The organism is Aeromonas sp. ASNIH1 (genome assembly GCF_002934285.1).
Taxonomy (GTDB): Bacteria; Pseudomonadota; Gammaproteobacteria; order Enterobacterales; family Aeromonadaceae; genus Aeromonas; species Aeromonas caviae.
Window position 1 is genome coordinate 1,665,001 of record NZ_CP026228.1, and the last position, 16,725, is coordinate 1,681,725.

At 61.2% G+C, this 16,725-nt stretch carries 17 protein-coding genes, 2 rRNA genes and 1 pseudogene (1 of these 20 only partly in view); 10 read left to right on the forward strand and 10 right to left on the reverse strand.

The window, feature by feature from the left end; genetic code table 11:
* Positions 1-227 (forward strand): 23S ribosomal RNA (locus C2U37_RS08085); it begins 2,662 nt to the left of the window's first position.
* 124 nt (positions 228-351) lie between these two features.
* A 5S ribosomal RNA gene (gene rrf, locus C2U37_RS08090) occupies positions 352-466 on the forward strand.
* Positions 467-567: 101 nt separating this feature from the next.
* Here the strand turns inward: rrf and C2U37_RS08095 are convergent.
* The 3 genes from C2U37_RS08095 to ilvY form a co-directional block, all read right to left on the reverse strand.
* Positions 568-3,141: a bifunctional acetate--CoA ligase family protein/GNAT family N-acetyltransferase gene (locus C2U37_RS08095; protein ID WP_104452094.1), complete on the reverse strand. Its 2,574-nt coding sequence runs from the start codon at positions 3,139-3,141 to the stop codon at positions 568-570.
* Between the two features lie 90 nt (positions 3,142-3,231).
* Positions 3,232-3,423 (reverse strand): hypothetical protein, encoded by a 192-nt coding sequence (locus C2U37_RS08100; RefSeq protein WP_010676124.1) that lies wholly within the window; start codon positions 3,421-3,423, stop codon positions 3,232-3,234.
* Positions 3,424-3,530: 107 nt separating this feature from the next.
* Complete coding sequence (gene ilvY / locus C2U37_RS08105; RefSeq protein WP_104452095.1) at positions 3,531-4,424, reverse strand: HTH-type transcriptional activator IlvY; 894 nt, start codon at positions 4,422-4,424, stop codon at positions 3,531-3,533.
* Between the two features lie 193 nt (positions 4,425-4,617).
* Between ilvY and ilvC the strand changes: the two genes are divergently transcribed.
* Positions 4,618-6,099, forward strand: a complete 1,482-nt coding sequence (gene ilvC, locus C2U37_RS08110) for a ketol-acid reductoisomerase (RefSeq protein ID WP_104452096.1) — start codon at positions 4,618-4,620, stop codon at positions 6,097-6,099.
* 163 nt (positions 6,100-6,262) lie between these two features.
* On the opposite strand, the gene pgi is transcribed toward ilvC, so the two are convergent.
* Positions 6,263-7,912, reverse strand: a complete 1,650-nt coding sequence (gene pgi / locus C2U37_RS08115) for a glucose-6-phosphate isomerase (protein WP_039040994.1) — start codon at positions 7,910-7,912, stop codon at positions 6,263-6,265.
* A gap of 421 nt (positions 7,913-8,333) precedes the next feature.
* On the opposite strand from pgi, the gene C2U37_RS08120 reads away from it, so the two are divergent.
* The gene (locus C2U37_RS08120) at positions 8,334-8,540 is read left to right on the forward strand and encodes a holin (protein WP_233768464.1); all 207 of its coding nucleotides are present in this window, start codon (positions 8,334-8,336) and stop codon (positions 8,538-8,540) included.
* Between the two features lie 115 nt (positions 8,541-8,655).
* Here the strand turns inward: C2U37_RS08120 and C2U37_RS08125 are convergent, their stop codons facing one another.
* The 5 genes and pseudogenes from C2U37_RS08125 to coaBC all read right to left on the reverse strand — a co-directional run bounded on the left by C2U37_RS08125 (position 8,656) and on the right by coaBC (position 12,292).
* Positions 8,656-9,492 carry a mechanosensitive ion channel domain-containing protein gene (locus C2U37_RS08125; RefSeq protein WP_039040993.1) on the reverse strand — a complete coding sequence of 279 codons (837 nt, stop codon included), beginning with the start codon at positions 9,490-9,492 and terminating at the stop codon, positions 8,656-8,658.
* Between the two features lie 284 nt (positions 9,493-9,776).
* Positions 9,777-9,860: pseudogene (locus tag C2U37_RS08130) on the reverse strand (nucleoid occlusion factor SlmA); the annotation flags it as partial.
* Between the two features lie 27 nt (positions 9,861-9,887).
* Complete coding sequence (gene slmA, locus C2U37_RS08135; RefSeq protein ID WP_010676117.1) at positions 9,888-10,484, reverse strand: nucleoid occlusion factor SlmA; 597 nt, start codon at positions 10,482-10,484, stop codon at positions 9,888-9,890.
* Between the two features lie 70 nt (positions 10,485-10,554).
* Positions 10,555-11,013: a dUTP diphosphatase gene (gene dut / locus C2U37_RS08140; RefSeq protein ID WP_010676116.1), complete on the reverse strand. Its 459-nt coding sequence runs from the start codon at positions 11,011-11,013 to the stop codon at positions 10,555-10,557.
* Positions 11,014-11,089: 76 nt separating this feature from the next.
* Complete coding sequence (gene coaBC, locus C2U37_RS08145; RefSeq protein ID WP_042879081.1) at positions 11,090-12,292, reverse strand: bifunctional phosphopantothenoylcysteine decarboxylase/phosphopantothenate--cysteine ligase CoaBC; 1,203 nt, start codon at positions 12,290-12,292, stop codon at positions 11,090-11,092.
* Positions 12,293-12,439: 147 nt separating this feature from the next.
* Here coaBC and radC point away from each other — a divergent pair, with 147 nt between their 5' ends.
* The 6 genes from radC to C2U37_RS08175 all read left to right on the forward strand — a co-directional run bounded on the left by radC (position 12,440) and on the right by C2U37_RS08175 (position 16,088).
* The gene (gene radC, locus C2U37_RS08150; protein WP_010676114.1) at positions 12,440-13,114 is read left to right on the forward strand and encodes a RadC family protein; all 675 of its coding nucleotides are present in this window, start codon (positions 12,440-12,442) and stop codon (positions 13,112-13,114) included.
* Between the two features lie 136 nt (positions 13,115-13,250).
* Positions 13,251-13,487, forward strand: coding sequence for a 50S ribosomal protein L28 (rpmB, locus tag C2U37_RS08155; RefSeq protein WP_005307492.1), 237 nt, complete (start codon positions 13,251-13,253; stop codon positions 13,485-13,487).
* 11 nt (positions 13,488-13,498) lie between these two features.
* Complete coding sequence (gene rpmG, locus C2U37_RS08160; protein WP_005323752.1) at positions 13,499-13,666, forward strand: 50S ribosomal protein L33; 168 nt, start codon at positions 13,499-13,501, stop codon at positions 13,664-13,666.
* Between the two features lie 90 nt (positions 13,667-13,756).
* The gene (locus C2U37_RS08165) at positions 13,757-14,212 is read left to right on the forward strand and encodes a hypothetical protein (protein ID WP_102983710.1); all 456 of its coding nucleotides are present in this window, start codon (positions 13,757-13,759) and stop codon (positions 14,210-14,212) included.
* Between the two features lie 14 nt (positions 14,213-14,226).
* Positions 14,227-15,039 carry a bifunctional DNA-formamidopyrimidine glycosylase/DNA-(apurinic or apyrimidinic site) lyase gene (gene mutM, locus C2U37_RS08170; protein ID WP_010676112.1) on the forward strand — a complete coding sequence of 271 codons (813 nt, stop codon included), beginning with the start codon at positions 14,227-14,229 and terminating at the stop codon, positions 15,037-15,039.
* 176 nt (positions 15,040-15,215) lie between these two features.
* Positions 15,216-16,088 (forward strand): VirK/YbjX family protein, encoded by an 873-nt coding sequence (locus C2U37_RS08175; RefSeq protein ID WP_103260972.1) that lies wholly within the window; start codon positions 15,216-15,218, stop codon positions 16,086-16,088.
* Between the two features lie 79 nt (positions 16,089-16,167).
* Here the strand turns inward: C2U37_RS08175 and coaD are convergent, their stop codons facing one another.
* Entirely contained in the window at positions 16,168-16,650 is a 483-nt protein-coding gene (gene coaD, locus C2U37_RS08180; RefSeq protein ID WP_039040988.1) for a pantetheine-phosphate adenylyltransferase, read from the reverse strand.
* Positions 16,651-16,725 lie beyond the last annotated feature (75 nt).

Here is a 16,725-nt window from a genome sequence, read left to right on the forward strand (position 1 = left end):
AACCTCTGGTGTTCGGGTTGTCACGCCAGTGGCACTGCCCGGTAGCTAAGTTCGGAATCGATAACCGCTGAAAGCATCTAAGCGGGAAGCGAGCCCTGAGATGAGTCATCCCTGACCCCTTGAGGGTCCTAAAGGGCCGTTGGAGACCACAACGTTGATAGGTGGGGTGTGTAAGCGTAGCGATACGTTGAGCTAACCCATACTAATTACCCGTGAGGCTTAACCATACAACACCCAAGAAGTGTTTCTGGCCTTGTAGCGAATGAGCGAACTACTCAAATTCAGTGGTAATGACAACGCACACTAGCGAAGTCGTTATTCACGTCAGCTTTCCGAGATTGAAGATTTTTGCCTGGCGGCAATAGCGCAGTGGAACCACCTGACCCCATGCCGAACTCAGAAGTGAAACGCTGTAGCGCCGATGGTAGTGTGGCATTCGCCATGCGAGAGTAGGACACTGCCAGGCACCCAATACAAGAAACCCCGCTTACTCGAGCGGGGTTTTTTATTGCCTGAAATTCACGTTATCCATCCATATCTGGTTGATTTACCACCACGATTGTATCGTTATACAACCTGATCAGCACAGGGCAGCTCCATGTTGACTATCCCATCTTCCAGCTGAATATCGATCTTGAAACCGAGCCGTTTGGCCAGATTGATCATGCCGCGATTGCTGGGCATGGTCATGCCAGAGAGCTGGCCTATGCCACGCTCTCTGGCATAGCGCACGATCTTTTCCATCATCAACTTGCCGAGCCCGAGCCCTTTCAAGTCTGAGCGGACCAGGATGGCAAACTCCGCATCCGATTGATCCGGGCTGGCAATGGCTCGCACCACTCCCAGGATCTGCTGGCTGAAAGGGCCGTCCTGACCCACGGCGACGAAGGCCATTTCCCGGTCATAATCGATCTGGGTCATGCGGGCCAGCTCCTCATGCCCCAGCTCCCCCACGTCGGCGAAAAAGCGTTTGTACCTGTCTTCATCAGACACCTGCCGCACGAACTGCTTGTGGGCCGGCTCGTCTTCGGGGCGGATGGGGCGCAGCAGCACATGACTCTGATCTTTCAGCCAGGCACCCTCTTCCAGCTCGGTGGGATAGGGGCGAATGGCCAGTGGCAGCACTTGTTGTCCTCGCTCTGCCAGGACGAGCCGGGCATCCAGGATCACCATCTCTTCACCACAGGCCTGCAGCGGGTGCAGATCCAGTTCTTGTATCTCGGGGAAGGCCAGCAGCAGCTCGGAGAGCTGGCACAGCACCTGGCCGAGGGCGTCGATATCGAGCCGTACCGGACTGGCCTGCTCGCGGATCTTGCCATCCTTGAGGGCACCAATGATCTGGTAGCGAGCCAGTGCCTGGTTGAGGGGAGGAAGGGCCGCGACCATCTCGCGGGGCTCAGCGCCGGATTCCCCGAGCAGGATGACGGGGCCGAAGACCGGATCCTGCTGCAAGCGGATCCGTATCTCCAGACCCCCGCTGCGGCGTGCCATGCGTTGTACCAGAAGCCCTTCTATGCGGGCGCCAGGATCGTGCTGACGTACCCTGTCCAGAATGGCATCCGCCGCCAGGGCGACTTCCGCCGAGGTGCGCAGGTTCAGCATGACACCGTGTACATCGGATTTGTGGGCGATGTCGGGAGATCGCAGCTTCACCGCTACGGGGTAGCCAATCTGTTCTGCAGTCAGTGCGGCCTCGATGGCATCGGATACGATCCAGGTCGCGAGGGTGGATAGCCCGGCTGCCTGCAAGATGGGATGGGCCAGGTGGGTGTCCAGCACCCGCTGCTGGCGGTCCAGCGCTTGCCCAAGGAGCTGCTGGCAGCGCTCGACATCGAGCCTGTCGCCCTGCAGGGAGGCTGGTGTTTCCATCAACTGCTTCTGGTTGCGGCGATATTCCACCATATGCATGAAGGCCGTGACGGCGCTTTCCGGGGTGCGATAGGTCGGGATGCCCGCCTCATTGAACAGGCGTCTCCCCTCCTGGGCGGAGTATTCGCCTGCCCAGTTGGTCAGGATGTTGAATCGTCTGGCCCTGGGATGCTGCTTGATGAAGTCGATCAGGCTGCTGGCGAGGGTGACACCTCGGGCGGTGAGGGACGGTGCATGGATCAGCAGGATGGCATCGGCACCGTCCCCTTGGAGCAGCGTCTCGAGTGCACTCTTGTAGGCCTCGATATCGGCATCGCTGCCGATGTCGAGGGGTGGCATCGCCAGCTTGCCTCCCCGAGACAGCAGTACGTCTGCGGCCATGTTGGCGAGGCCGCGCCCATTGGAGAGGATGGCGAGCCGCTCCCCCTTGAGGGTCAGGGAGTGGCTCAGGGTCTCGACAGTGGCAAACAGTTCGTGGGTATCCCGGACGCGCAGCATGCCAGCCCGGCGGATGGCGGCATCATAGACATTGTCGAGACCGTTGGCCGGGTCATGCCGACCGCTCTTGAGGATCAGGATGGGTTTGTTGCGCGAGGCGGCACGGGCGGCGGAGAGAAAGTGCCTGGCATCGTGCAGCTTGTCCATGTAGATCAGGATGGCGCGGGTCGTCCCGTCCCGGGAGAGCTGATCCAGCAGTTGGCCAAAGTCGATGTCGCAATGATCGCCCAGGGAGATGAAGGCCGAGAAGCCGATTTCGCGCTGCTTGGCCCAATCCAGGATGGTGGTGCTGACCGCTGCCGACTGGGAGAGAAACGCGACCTGTCCCGGAGTCGCTGCAATGGGGGAAAAGCTGGCGTTGATACCCTGCCCGGGGAGCAGCATGCCCATGCTGTTGGGGCCGAGCAGCCGGATGCCGTATTGCTGGCACAGATGCTTGAGCCGCAGGCGCTCGTCAGTGGAGAACTGGGCGGCCAGTATGATGGCGGCTCCGGTTCCTTTCTTGCCGAGCTCCTCGATGAGCGGCAGTACCCGTTCGCGCCGGGTACAGACGATGGCGAGATCGGGGGAGAGGGGAAGGCTCTCTATGTCCGGATAGGCGAGCACGCCAGCGATGGCCTGGCTGCGGGGGGCTACGGGTAGTATAGGGCCCTGGAACTGACCCGCCAGCAGGTGCCGGATGACCACATGGCCTGCTTTCTGCGGATCACTGGAGGCGCCGATGACGGCGATCGAGTGAGGTTTGAAGAGCCGATCCAGGCCGCTTTGTTTCATGGGCACTCCTCGTGGTGGCCCCCGGGGCGAGGGGGACGGATGGTGCCAGTCTAATACGCTTTGCGTGCGGGTACTGTGACCGATTGCGGATCACGATCTGGCCAGTGCGCTGGCGCGCAGATAAAAGCGCAGCTCCCCCTGAATGCATTGCACCGTGGCGAGGTGCCTGTCCTGGAGATAGATCTCCTGCTCCCGATCGAGTTCATGGCGCTGGACCCCGAGGCTTTGCAGATATTCTGCGAACAGGATGGCACTGCGGATTTCGACAAGATGCTGGCTCACGCTCTATTCCTTGATGGTGGCTGGATGGTGCCGGCCAGTGTCCCCTCTTCTCCCCCACTTTCATACTGATACATTTGACACTCACCGTGGCTCTGACGCCTGCCGGATCAGCGAAGGCCTCCCTGGCCGCGTGCGGTGTCCCAGAAGGCGCGGATCAGCGGCTCTTCCAGCCGCTTCTTGAGCACGGCGATGCCGACGTCGAACGCTTTGAGCGCCGGTTTGGGCTCGACCACACGCACCTTGTCCCCCATGGGGCTGTGATCGATGACGGCGGCAGGCACGACACCCACACCGAAGCCGAGGGCCACCATGGCGACGATGCCCTCGTTGCCCGCCACTTCTGCATAGATGTTGGGAGCTATCCCCTTGTTGCGAAACCATTGATCACAGCGCTTTCGGGCCAGCCCCTGTTCGGAGAGGATCAGCGGCAGGTGCTCCCAGTCAGGTTCGCCCTGGGGGAACCACTGACCCTGCTGGGGGGCATTGCGGGGGGCGATGAACACCAGAGGGACTTGTTGCAGGCTGGCGAATTCCAGCTTGGACGAGAGCGCATCCGGCCTCGCTGCGATGGCGAGATCGGCTTCGTCAGCCAGGATCTTGTCCACTGCCAGTGCCGGGTCGCCGGTCTCCAGCTTGATCTCCAGCTGGGGATAACGGCGACGAAAGCGTTCCAGTACCTCGGGCAGCAGAAAGTAGCTGGCGGTAACCGAACAGAACACCCGCAGCCGCCCTTGCAGCGGCTCGTCGCTGCGCTTGAGCTCCTGTTTGAGTTGGCGCCACTCCTGCAGCAAGGCACCGCCAAACTCCCGCAGCTTGTCACCAGCAGGGGTGAGCCGCACCGAGCGGTTGTCCCGCTCGAACAGCACGCAGCCGGTCTCCTGTTCCAGTCGCTGGATGGCGCGGCTCAGGGTGGAGGGGCTGACCGCCATGGCATCGGCGCTTTTGCCGAAGTGGAGGGAGTCGGCGAGGTGGAGAAACAGTTCGAGATTGCGAAGGTCCATCTTTTTATTCCTGCGGCGTTGTCAGGCGCCCTGTAGCACGATGGCTCGGCGGCGGGAGATTACGGGAAATCACATTTCAATTCCTGCAACGTACTGTTTCGAATATATCAGTTCAGGCAATAAGTGTCCCGCGCTATAGTGGTTTCGACAACGCCGCTATCCGGCATGGAATCAATCGAACGGAGCAATCACCATGGCTAACTATTTCAACACCTTGAACCTGCGTCAGCAGTTGGCCCAGTTGGGCAAGTGTCGTTTCATGCAGCGCGAAGAGTTCGCGGACGGCTGCAACGTGCTGAAGGGCAAGAAGGTGGTGATTGTGGGCTGTGGCGCCCAGGGCCTGAACCAGGGTCTGAACATGCGCGACTCCGGGCTGGACATCTCCTACGCCCTGCGGAAGGCCGCCATCACCGAGAAGCGCGCCTCCTGGCAGAAGGCCACTGACAACGGCTTCGTGGTCGGCACCTATGAAGATCTGATCCCGACCGCCGATCTGGTGCTGAACCTGACTCCGGACAAGCAGCACTCCGACGTCGTCAAAACCGTGATGCCGCTGATGAAGCAGGGCGCCGCTCTGGGCTACTCCCACGGCTTCAACGTGGTGGAAGAGGGTCAGCAGATCCGTGCCGACATCACCGTCGTGATGGTTGCACCCAAATGCCCGGGCACCGAAGTGCGTGAAGAGTACAAGCGTGGTTTCGGCGTACCGACCCTGATCGCCGTCCACCCGGAGAACGATCCCCAGGGTGAGGGCATGGCCATTGCCAAGGCGTGGGCCTCTGCTACCGGTGGCGACCGTGCCGGCGTGCTGGAATCTTCCTTCGTCGCGGAAGTGAAATCCGATCTGATGGGCGAGCAGACCATTCTGTGCGGCATGCTGCAGGCCGGTTCCCTGCTCTGCTACGACAAGCTGGTTGCCGAGGGCACTGACCCGGCCTATGCCGGCAAGCTGATCCAGTTCGGCTGGGAGACCATCACCGAGGCCCTGAAGCAGGGCGGCATCAGCCTGATGATGGACCGTCTCTCCAACCCGGCCAAGCTGCGTGCCTTCGAGCTCTCCGAGCAACTGCGCACCCTGATGCGTCCGCTGTTCGAGAAGCACATGGATGACATCATCGCCGGCGAGTTCTCCCGCGGCATGATGGCTGACTGGGCCGAAGACGATGCCAAGCTGTTCGGCTGGCGCGAAGAGACTGGCAAGTCCGCCTTCGAGAATGCCCCTGCCTATGCTGGCAAGATCGCCGAGCAGGAGTACTTCGATAATGGCGTGGTCATGGTGGCCATGGTCAAGGCGGGTGTCGAGCTGGCGTTCGAAACCATGGTGGCCTCCGGCATCTATGAAGAGTCCGCCTACTACGAGTCTCTGCACGAGCTGCCGCTGATCGCCAACACCGTCGCCCGCAAGCGTCTGTACGAAATGAACGTGGTCATCTCCGATACCGCGGAGTACGGCAACTACCTGTTCGCCAACGCCGCCGTGCCGCTGCTGCGCGAGCACTTCATGCCGACCCTGCAAGCAGGGGACCTGGGCAGTGCCCGTGCCGAGAGCAAGGCGGTGGACAACCTGGCCTTGCTGGCTGCCAACGAAGCGACCCGCAACCACCCGATCGAGAAGATCGGCCAGACCCTGCGTGGTTACATGAAGGACATGAAGCGTATTGCCGTCGGCGGTTAAGCCTTCGCTGAGCGGCATCGGAAGGGGCGGGGATGACGATCCCCGTTACTGGCTGGCTTAGACACCTGGCCTGTCGTCCGGATGATGCAAACAGACAGATTGAAGCCTATAAAAAAGCCCCGCTCATCGAGCGGGGCTTTTGCATTCTGGAGGGCGGGAGCAATCAGGCCTTCCAGGCTTTCCAGGTGTTGATCAGGCCGTTGGTGGAGCCGTCGTGGCTGGTGACGGCTTCATCGGTGCCCAGCTCCGGCAGGATCTTGTTGGCCAGCTGTTTGCCCAGCTCCACACCCCACTGGTCGAAGGAGAAGATGTTCCAGATTGCGCCCTGTACGAAGATCTTGTGCTCGTACATGGCGATCAGGGAGCCGAGGGTTTTCGGAGTCAGCTGCTTGAACAGGATGGAGTTGGTCGGGCGGTTGCCTTCGAACACCTTGAACGGCACCAGATCCTTGACCTGCTCTAGCGTCTTGCCGGCGGCCAGGAACTCGGCCTCCACCGCTTCCTTGCTCTTGCCGAAGGCCAGGGCCTCGGTCTGGGCGAAGAAGTTGGCCAGGAGCTTCGGATGGTGGTCACCGATGGGGTTATGGCTGATGGCCGGCGCCAGGAAGTCGCAGGGGATCAGCTTGGTGCCCTGATGGATCAACTGGTAGAAGGCGTGTTGGCCGTTGGTACCCGGCTCACCCCAGATGATGGGACCGGTCTGGTAGTCCACCGGATTGCCGTCACGATCCACGTACTTGCCGTTGGACTCCATGTTGCCTTGCTGGAAGTAGGCAGGGAAGCGATGCATGTACTGATCGTACGGCAGGATGGCTTCGGACTCGGCACCATGGAAGTTGTTGTACCACAGGCCGATCAGGGCCAGCAGCACGGGCACGTTCTGCTCATAGGCGGCAGTGGCGAAGTGCATGTCCATCTCGAAGGCGCCTTGCAGCAGGGCCTCGAAGTGCTCGAAGCCGAGGGAGAGGGCGATGGGCATGCCGATGGCGGACCAGGAGGAGTAACGGCCGCCGACCCAGTCCCAGAACTCGAACATGTTGTCGGTGTCGATGCCGAACTCGGCCACGGCCTTGCCGTTGGTAGACAGGGCGGCGAAGTGCTTGGCCACGTGAGCCTTGTCACCGGCGTGACCGAGGAACCAGTCGCGGGCGGTCAGGGCGTTGGTCATGGTCTCCTGGGTGGTGAAGGTCTTTGAGGCCACCAGGAACAGGGTGGTTTCCGGATCGATCTTCTTGAGCGTCTCGGCGATGTGGGTGCCGTCGACGTTGGAGACGAAGTGCATCTCCAGGTGATTCTTGTAGGGGCGCAGGGCCTCGGTGATCATGACGGGGCCCAGATCGGAGCCACCAATGCCGATGTTGACCACGTGCTGGATGGCCTTGCCGGTATAGCCCTTCCACTCGCCACCGATGACCTTCTCGCAGAAGCCCTTCATCTTGGCCAGTACGGCGTTCACTTCCGGCATCACGTCCTTGCCGTCAACCTCGATGGGACGGTCGGAGCGGTTGCGCAGGGCGGTGTGCAGTACGGCGCGTCCTTCGGTCATGTTGATCTTGTCGCCGTTGAACATGGCGTCGATGGCGCTGCGCAGATCGGTCTCGCCAGCCAGGTTCACCAGCAGCTTGAGGGTCTCTTCGGTGATCAGGTTCTTGGAGTAGTCGACCAGGATGTCGCCACCGAAGGTGAGGGAGAACTTGTCAAAACGCTTGGGATCCTGTGCGAACAGATCCTTGAGACGCATCTCCTTGTTGGCTGCAAAATGGGCTTCCAGTGCCTGCCAGGCCTGGGTCCGGGTTGGATTGATATTTTTCATAGGATTATCAGTCTTCCAAGTTGTGTTTGAACCTTGCAGGCAAGGCTCCCGCCAAACCTTATTATGCGAGCATTATACCGGGCACTCCGTGCGCCCCGTGTAACAGAGCATTACCAATTGTCTGCAACGAGGGAGTGTACAACCAAAACAGTGCGATTATGAGTCACCCAGTACCCCGGGATCTTGCGTTCGCGCATGCTTGTTCGGGTTGAAAAGGCTTTCATTTCAAGGGGAGCACGGCCGTGGCTCTGGAAAGCTGGCGTGACAGATAAAAGGGTATTCAACAGACGCTCATCGGACGGTTTTTTGAGCAGACGCAAATGGCGGGCAACAGACGCTGGCTACCATATGAGCCGAATGGACGAGATCTCCCAGGGATGGCCAAGGTATGGAATCAATGGTGTGGAATGAGGAGATCGAGATGAAAGCCCTGTTATCCCTGTTATCCCTGTTATCCCTGTTTGCCCTGAGCCTGATCGCCACCGGCCTCATCGGTTTGCTGACCCTGACGCTGGCCAATGCGGCGCCGACGCTGGAGATCCGCGTGCTGGTGGTGATCGGAGCCGTGCTGGGGGGCTATGTGCTGATGCAGCCCCTGCTCAACCGGGTTGCACGCCGGCTGGGGTGAGAACGCGGTGCTATCTGGTGCGCAAGACCGGCCTGTGGCCGGTTTTTTCATGTCACAGAAGGCAGAAACGACAGTGCCAGCCCGAAGGCTGGCACTGGAGAACGCACACCGAGGATCAATCCGCCGTCTTCTGCATGTGAACCACACGCTGGGGGAAGGGGATCTCAATGCCCTCGGCGTCGAAGGTGAGCTTCACCTTCTCGTGGAAGTCGAACCAGACACCCCAGTAATCACCGGTCTTGACCCAGGGACGCACCACGATGTTGACTGAGGAGTCGGCCAGCGCGGCAACGGCAATGGTGGCTGCCGGCTCCTTCAGGATGCGGGGCTCTTCGCTCACCAGCCGCTCCAGGATCTGTTTGGCCTTGCGGAGATCCGAGCCGTAGCCGATGCCGAAGGTCATGTCGACGCGGCGGGTATCCATGCGCGAGTAGTTGACGATGGTGCCGTTGAGGATGGCGGAGTTGGGCACTACCACCATCTTGTTGTCACCCGAGGTGAGGGTGGTGGTGAAGAGCTGGACCGATTGCACCACGCCATTGGTGCCTGCCACCTCGATAAATTCCCCTGCCTTGATGGGGCGGAAGATGATGAGCAGGAAACCGGCGGCAAAGTTGGAGAGAGAGCCCTGCAGCGCCAGACCGATGGCCAGACCGGCGGCACCGATAATGGCGACGAAGGAGGCGGTCTGCACCCCGACCCGGCCCAGGGCGGCGATCACCACGAACACCAGGATGGTGTATTTGAGGATGCTGCCGACGAAGTGGGTGACGGTGGTGTCCAGCTTGCGGGTCTGCATCACCTTGACCACGCCACCGCTGAGAAGGTTGGCTGCAATGTAACCGACCAGCAGGGTGATCAGGGCGGCGGCGATGTTGACCGCATACTCGATGATCAGCCCCTGGTTGTTGGTCAGCCAGGTCTGTGCTTCGGTAATGATCTCGGGTTCCATAGGATGTCCTGTTGGTGTGAAGATTTATGGCAGATGAATCTAACACTTGAGCGCGACAAGCTGGGTCGCATCTGGTGCTTGTCTCTTCTTTTGTGCCACAAAAAGCAAGGGAGGCCAAGGCCTCCCGTTTTGTCACAACCCTGCTGGCGCAGGGACGCTGGGCATGTGCGCACTCAGCTTTGCAGCTGCTGGCTGCGGATGAACTGCCACTGATCTTCAAACCCGGCAGTGGGTTTGATTGTGAACTCGGAGCGGACGTGCATTGGTTGATGCGGTCTGCTGGCTCAGCTTTGCAGCAGCTGGCTGCGGATAAACTGCCACTGATCTTCAAACCCGGCGGTGGGCTTGATTGTGAACTCGGAGCGGACGTGCATTGGTTGATGCGGTCTGCTGGCTCAGCTTTGCAGCAGCTGGCTGCGGATAAACTGCCACTGATCTTCAAACCCGGCAGTGGGCTTGATTTTGAACTCCGAGCGGACGAACTGGCTGATGCGGCCCTCGGTATAGGCCAGCAGCAGGTTGGCCAGCATGGTCTCGTCGAGCTGGAAGCCCTGGCCTTCCCGCAGCCGTTTCTCGCGCAGTACCTGCTTGATCTGGGTCTCCAGCTTGTCGAACAGGATGCTGATGCGATCCCGCAGCCGATCGTGTTCGCCCAGCAGGGCATCGCCATTGAGAATGCGGGTGATGCCGGGGTTGCGCTCGGCGAACACCAGCAGCAGCTGCAGTATGTGATGGCAGCGGGCCATGGTGTCCTTCTCTTCGGCCATGATCAGGTTGACCCGTGACAGCAGGGAATCCTCGATAAAGTCGATCAGCCCCTCGAACATCCTCGCCTTGCTGGGAAAATGCCGGTAGAGGGCCGCCTCGGACACGCCCACCTCGGCCGCGAGGCGTGCCGTGGTGATGCGCTGGCCCGGGCTGGTTTCCAGCATGTGGGCGAGTGCCTGCAGGATCTGATCGCGCCGACTCTGTTTCTGGTTACTGCTTGCCATGGATTCCCCTAAAAAAACAATGGCTTGATTCTATTATTTGGCACGTGCCCCAGGGGGCCGTGTGGTCTTGTTATTGGCGACCAGAAGAACCAAACCCGCCTTCACCCCGTTCACTCTGATTGAATTCGTCGACCAACTGGAAGCTGGCCTGTACCACTGGCAGGATCACCAGCTGGGCGATGCGCTCGCCAGGCTGCATGGTGAAGCTGTCGTTGCCACGGTTCCAGACCGAGACCATCAACTGACCCTGGTAGTCGGAGTCGATGAGGCCGACCAGGTTGCCCAGTACGATGCCGTGCTTATGGCCGAGGCCGGAGCGGGGCAGGATGGTGGCGCACAGACCCGGATCCTGGATGTGAATGGCCAGCCCGGTCGGCACCAGCGTGGTGTCGCCAGGGGCCAGGGTCAGCGGGGCATCCAGCAGGGCGCGCAAGTCCATGCCAGCGGAGCCCGGTGTGGCGTAAGCGGGCAGCGGGAAGTCGGTGCCGATGCGGGCATCCAGGATTTTCAGTTCAATTTGTGTCGTCATGAATCTTTTTCAATTGGATCGCCTGGCGATCGGGTGGTACTGCAGGAGCCTGGGGCTCCCGGCATGTTCAATGGGCTCAGGGTCGATAATGGCGTGCAATCAGGGCGACAAGATGACGGGCGAGCGTCAGCTTATCGGCCAGGGGCAGGGCCGCTTGACCCCCTTGCCAGAAGACGGTCAGGGCGTTGTCATCGGCATTGAAACCCTGGCCTGCACGGGACACATCGTTGGCTGCGATCATGTCCAGCCGCTTACGTCGAAGTTTGTCGAGGGCGTATTGTTCCACATCCACGGTTTCGGCGGCAAATCCGACGGTGAAGGGTTTGTCTGACAACGCCCCCACATCGGCGATGATGTCGGGGTTTTTGACCAGGGTCAGCTGCATCTGGTCGTTGTCGCCGGTCTTCTTGATCTTTTGCTCGGCCACCTGGGCGGGACGGTAGTCGGCGACGGCAGCGCAGCCGATAAATAGGTCGCACTCACCGACCCGGCTCATCACCGCTTCGTGCATCTGCAGGGCACTCTCCACATCGATGCGGGTAACGCCGGCCGGGGTGGCCAGTGCCACCGGGCCGCTCACCAGGGTCACCTCCGCGCCCGCTTCGCGCGCGGCGCGGGCGATGGCGTAGCCCATCTTGCCGGAGCTGTGGTTGCTGATATAGCGCACCGGATCCAGCGCCTCGCGGGTCGGCCCGGCGGTGAGCAGCAGCCTGACGCCTGCCAGGAGCGGTTCGGCGGCGAGCTGCTGGCAGCAGCGTTCCACCAGTTCCAGGGGATCCAGCATCCGGCCCGGGCCCACGTCGCCGCAGGCCTGGCTGCCGGAGTCTGGCCCCCACAGCTGAATGCCGCGCTCGGCTAGGGTCTGAAGGTTGGCCTGGGTAGCGGCGTTGCGATACATCTGCTGGTTCATGGCTGGCGCCAGGGCGACAGTCGCCGGGGTGGCCAGGCAGAGGGTGGTGAGCAGCTCGTCCGCCATGCCGGCGGCCATGCGGGCCATCAGGTTGGCGCTGGCGGGTGCGATCAGCACCAGATCGGCCCACTTGGCCAGTTCGATGTGGCCCATGCCCGCCTCGGCAGCCGGGTCCAGCAGACTGTCGGCCACCGGGTGGCCTGAGACGGCTTGCAGGGTCAGCGGGGTAATGAACTCCTTAGCGGAGCGGGTCATCACCACTCGCACCTCGGCCCCCTGATCTTTCAGGCGACGTACCAGTTCGGCACTCTTGTAGGCGGCGATCCCGCCACTGACACCCAACAGGATGCGTTTATCGGCCAATCTCATCTGCTGCTTCTCTTCCGGCTCACTCTGATTGGTCGGCTAAGATAGCACAGGCAATGGGTGGCGACAGAGGCTGACATGGGGGAGTTGTGGTCGGGCTCGCGGGATTCTTTGCTATGTTTTCTCTCATTAGCCATGAGGGAGAGACAAATGAGCATCAAGGAGTGGCCGGAAGAGGAGCGCCCGAGGGAAAAGCTGCTGCGCCGAGGGGCGACGGCGCTCTCCGATGCCGAACTGCTGGCCATCTTCCTGCGCACCGGGGTTAGCGGGTTGAGTGCGGTGGATCTCTCCCGCCAGTTGTTGCAGCAGTTTGGTTCCCTGCGGGCACTGCTGGGAGCCGAGCAGCAGGATTTTTGTGGCGCTCACGGGCTGGGACCTGCCAAGTATGCTCAGTTGCAGGCGGTGCTGGAGATGGGGCGGCGCCATCTGGCCGAACAGTTGCAACGGGGAGAGGCGCTCACCTCGCCCGGGCTTACCCGTGACTTTCTGCAAGCCCAGTTGCGGGATCGGGGGAGGGAGGTGTTCGCCCTGCTGCTGCTCGACAACCAGCACAGGGTCATCCGGTTTGTCGAACTTTTTTACGGCACCCTCGACTCGGCGAGCGTCTGGCCCAGAGAAATCGTGCAGATCGCGCTCAAACATAATGCAGCCGCCGTGATTCTGGCGCATAATCACCCGTCCGGCGTGGCCGAGCCCAGTCGGGCGGACCGCCAGATCACGGATCGGATCCTGGCCGCCCTGGCCCTGGTCGATATCAGAGTGCTTGATCACCTGGTGATCGGTGATGGCATCACGGTTTCTTTCGCAGAGCGTGGTTGGTTGTGACTGGGCTCTGGCACTGTATTAGTTGATCTTTGATCACGGATGCTGTATAAAATGCCGCCTTCTGTTTGCCCCGCAATCGAAGGCCAGCGGGGCAGATATTTGCTCGAGCAATGAAGTAAGATTTGGAGAGACTGACATGTCTAGAGTATGCCAAGTAACCGGCAAGCGCCCGGCAGTTGGTAACAACCGTTCGCACGCTAACAACGCTACCAAGCGTCGTTTCCTGCCGAACCTGCACACTCACCGTTTCTGGGTTGAGAGTGAAAAACGCTTCGTGAGCCTGCGCGTATCCGCAAAAGGCATGCGTATCATCGACAAGCGCGGCGTTGAAGTGGTTCTGGCTGAACTGCGTGCCAGCGGCGTTAAGGTATAAGGAATTAGATCATGGCTAAAGGTATTCGCGATAAGATTCGCCTGAACTCCAGCGCCGGTACTGGTCACTTCTATACCACTACCAAGAACAAGCGCACCATGCCCGAAAAAATGGAGATCAAGAAATTTGATCCCGTGATTCGTCAGCATGTGATCTACAAAGAAGGCAAAATCAAGTAATTACTTGGTTTCGCTGCAAAAACCCGGCCTCGTGCCGGGTTTTTTTATGGCTGGAATTCAGTACACTGCCGATTCGAAGGGAGGCTAGCCATGTTCAAACTGAGCCGCAAAGGCTGGAACAACGTGATCATCGTGGTCGTGTTGATCGTCATTACCCTGTTGCACCGACTGGAGCAGGCCCAGCAGGAGAACAGTGCCAAACGCGCGCGTCCGCTGTTGCCGGAGAGCGCCGTGGTGTTGACCTGGCAGGGGCCGAGCTGGCAGATAGAGCGTATCGGCCAGGGCTGGCGCAGCGTGCCGGATCTGGGGCTCGGCAGCGCCCAGCTGGCGGCCCGCATCGAGATGTGGCAAGGCTGGCTGCTGCCCCCCGGCGAGCCCGTGCGCGGCACCCCGGTGACCCTCAAGATCTGGATCGCCGGACAGAGCGATCCGGTGGAAGTCGGGCTCTATCAGGACGACGGCAAGTTTGCCGCCCTGCTGCCCTCCTCGACCTGGCTCAGCCTGAGTCAGGCGCAATACCGTGACCTGATGCGTCCCATTCCCTGAACGAGAGATCGCCCATGCCTGAATTACCGGAAGTCGAAGTCAGCCGCCAGGGCATCTCCCCCTGGCTTACCGGCATCAAGGTGACCCGCGTGGTGGTGCGGGACGGCCGCCTGCGCTGGCCCGTGCCCGGCGAGATCCAGGAGCTGGTGGATCTCGTCATCCACCGCGTCAGCCGCCGCGCCAAATACCTGTTGCTGGAGACCGACTTCGGCACTGCCATCCTGCATCTCGGGATGTCCGGCAGCCTGCGGGTGCTGGACATCGGCACCCCAGCCGAGAAGCACGATCACGTGGATATCGAGCTGGCCAACGGCAAGCTGCTGCGGCTCAACGATCCGCGCCGTTTTGGCGCCCTGCTGTGGACCCGCGAACCGGCCGAGGCCCATGCCCTGCTCGCCAAGCTGGGGCCGGAACCCCTCACCGACGCCTTCCATGCCGATTACCTGCGGGAGCGGGCGAAGGGGCGCAGCACCGCCATCAAGCAGTTCCTGATGGACAACCACGTGGTGGTCGGGGTAGGCAACATCTACGCCAACGAGGCGCTCTATGCCGCCGGCATTCATCCCAGGCGGGCGGCAGGCAACATCAGCGCCGAGCGGCTGGGCACCCTGGTGAGCGAGATCAAGCGGGTGTTGGCCGAGGCCATTCGCCAGGGGGGCACCACCCTCAAGGATTTCACCAGCGCCGACGGCAAGCCGGGCTATTTCGTCCAGCAGCTGCAGGTTTACGGCCGTGGCGGCCAGCCCTGTTTCCACTGCCACACCCTGCTCACCGAGGTGAAGATGGGCCAGCGAACCACGGTGTTCTGCTCCCACTGCCAACGCTGAAAGTGGGATTTTTGAGCCGGAACCGGCCAAGTTGTAAGAGAGTATTTCCGGTCTGTTGAAGCGGCGTCAGCCCATGACTACTATCTCGCCAGTTCAGGCTGCGAGGTAATAAAATGACAGCTAAATCAATAGACTGGGAACATTTATCCCGGCAGGGGCACTATTGTGCCCACGATATGGCCCGCTTCCTCTATCCCGAAGACAGCGCCCGCAAGACCTTCAATCGCGGCAAGTTTTTGCTGCGCAGTCTGCTCTACCGTGCGCAGTTGAACCGGGTATTCGAGCTGTTCCAGAGCGCCCCCCTGCGGGCGCTTCCCGCCCGCCACCCCGAGCTGCTCGACAAGCCGATGCGCCCCTATCGCTTCGCCTGCTCGACGGTGAACCAGCGGGTCAAGATGGTGGAGGATCACTACCGCCTGCTGCTGGGCCTGTACCCCGAGCTCATCGACCCGCTCTATCTGGGGGAGGGGATAGTGCTGGGCCATTATCCCGATGGCGGCTGGCGCATCGTGCTGCGTCACGACGGCACCTTCCGCAGGGAGGCGGAGCTGGCGCTCTCCATCGTCAACGCGCGGGGGGAGCGACTCTACAGCTGTGCCTTCTCCCTGGCGGGCAACGAACAGGAGCTGGCCCTGGTGATCGGGTCGGTGCAGGGGCCAGAGCCCTGTGTCGAGCAGCCCCAGGAGCAGGTGCGGGCATTGACCCGGGCGGGTCAGGGTCTGAGACCCAAGTCGCTGGTGGTGATGCTGGTGATGGCGCTGGCCGGGGCCATGGGGGCCCACCGGGTCTGTGCGGTGCGCATGAAGGCCCACATCTTCCAGGCAAGACGGTACAGCAAGAAGAAGAAAGCCTGCCTGCAGGCGGACTACGACGAGCTGTGGCAGGAGTTTGGCGCCCTCGATCAGGACGCCAACTTCGTGCGGCTGCAACCCGTGGTGCGCAAGCCGCTGGAGGAGATCGCCTCCAAGAAGCGGGCCATGTACCGGCGCCGTTACGAGTGGCTCGATCAGCTGGAGCTGGCGATCCGCCAGCAGTTTGCCCGCAGCTAGGCGTGCAGTGCGTTGATGCAACCAGGGCTACCCGCGGGTGCGGGTAGCCCTTGTTCGTTTCTGCCCATCAGGGGAGGGATTAGCGCTGCTGCTTGGTGGCGATGGCCTGGGCCACCAGGGGGTCGACGAACTGGTGGATGTCACCTCCGTGCAGCGCCACCTCCTTCACCAGGGTGGAGGAGATGAAGGAGTTCTCCTCCGCCGGGGTAAGGAAGACGCTCTCCAGGGTGGGCATCAGGCGACGGTTCATGTTGGCGAGCTGGAACTCGTATTCGAAGTCGGAGACGGCGCGCAGGCCGCGGATCAGCACGTTGGCCTGCTGCTCCCTGGCAAAATCCACCAGCAGGCCGGAGAAGCCCACCACCTTGACGTTGGGCAGGTGAGCCGTCACCTGCCGGGCCAGCTGAACGCGCTCCTCGAGATCGAACAGCGGCCGTTTGCTCGGGCTGTTGGCCACCCCGACCACCACCTCGTCGAACAGTCTGGCGGCGCGGCCAATGAGATCGGTATGGCCGTTGGTGATGGGATCGAAGGTGCCGGGATAGATTACCTTGTTGGTCATGCTGCTGATTCCTGAAACCGGAAAACTGGTCGCATTATAGGGGCTGTTGCCGGTTTGTCGCGACCGGGATGGCGC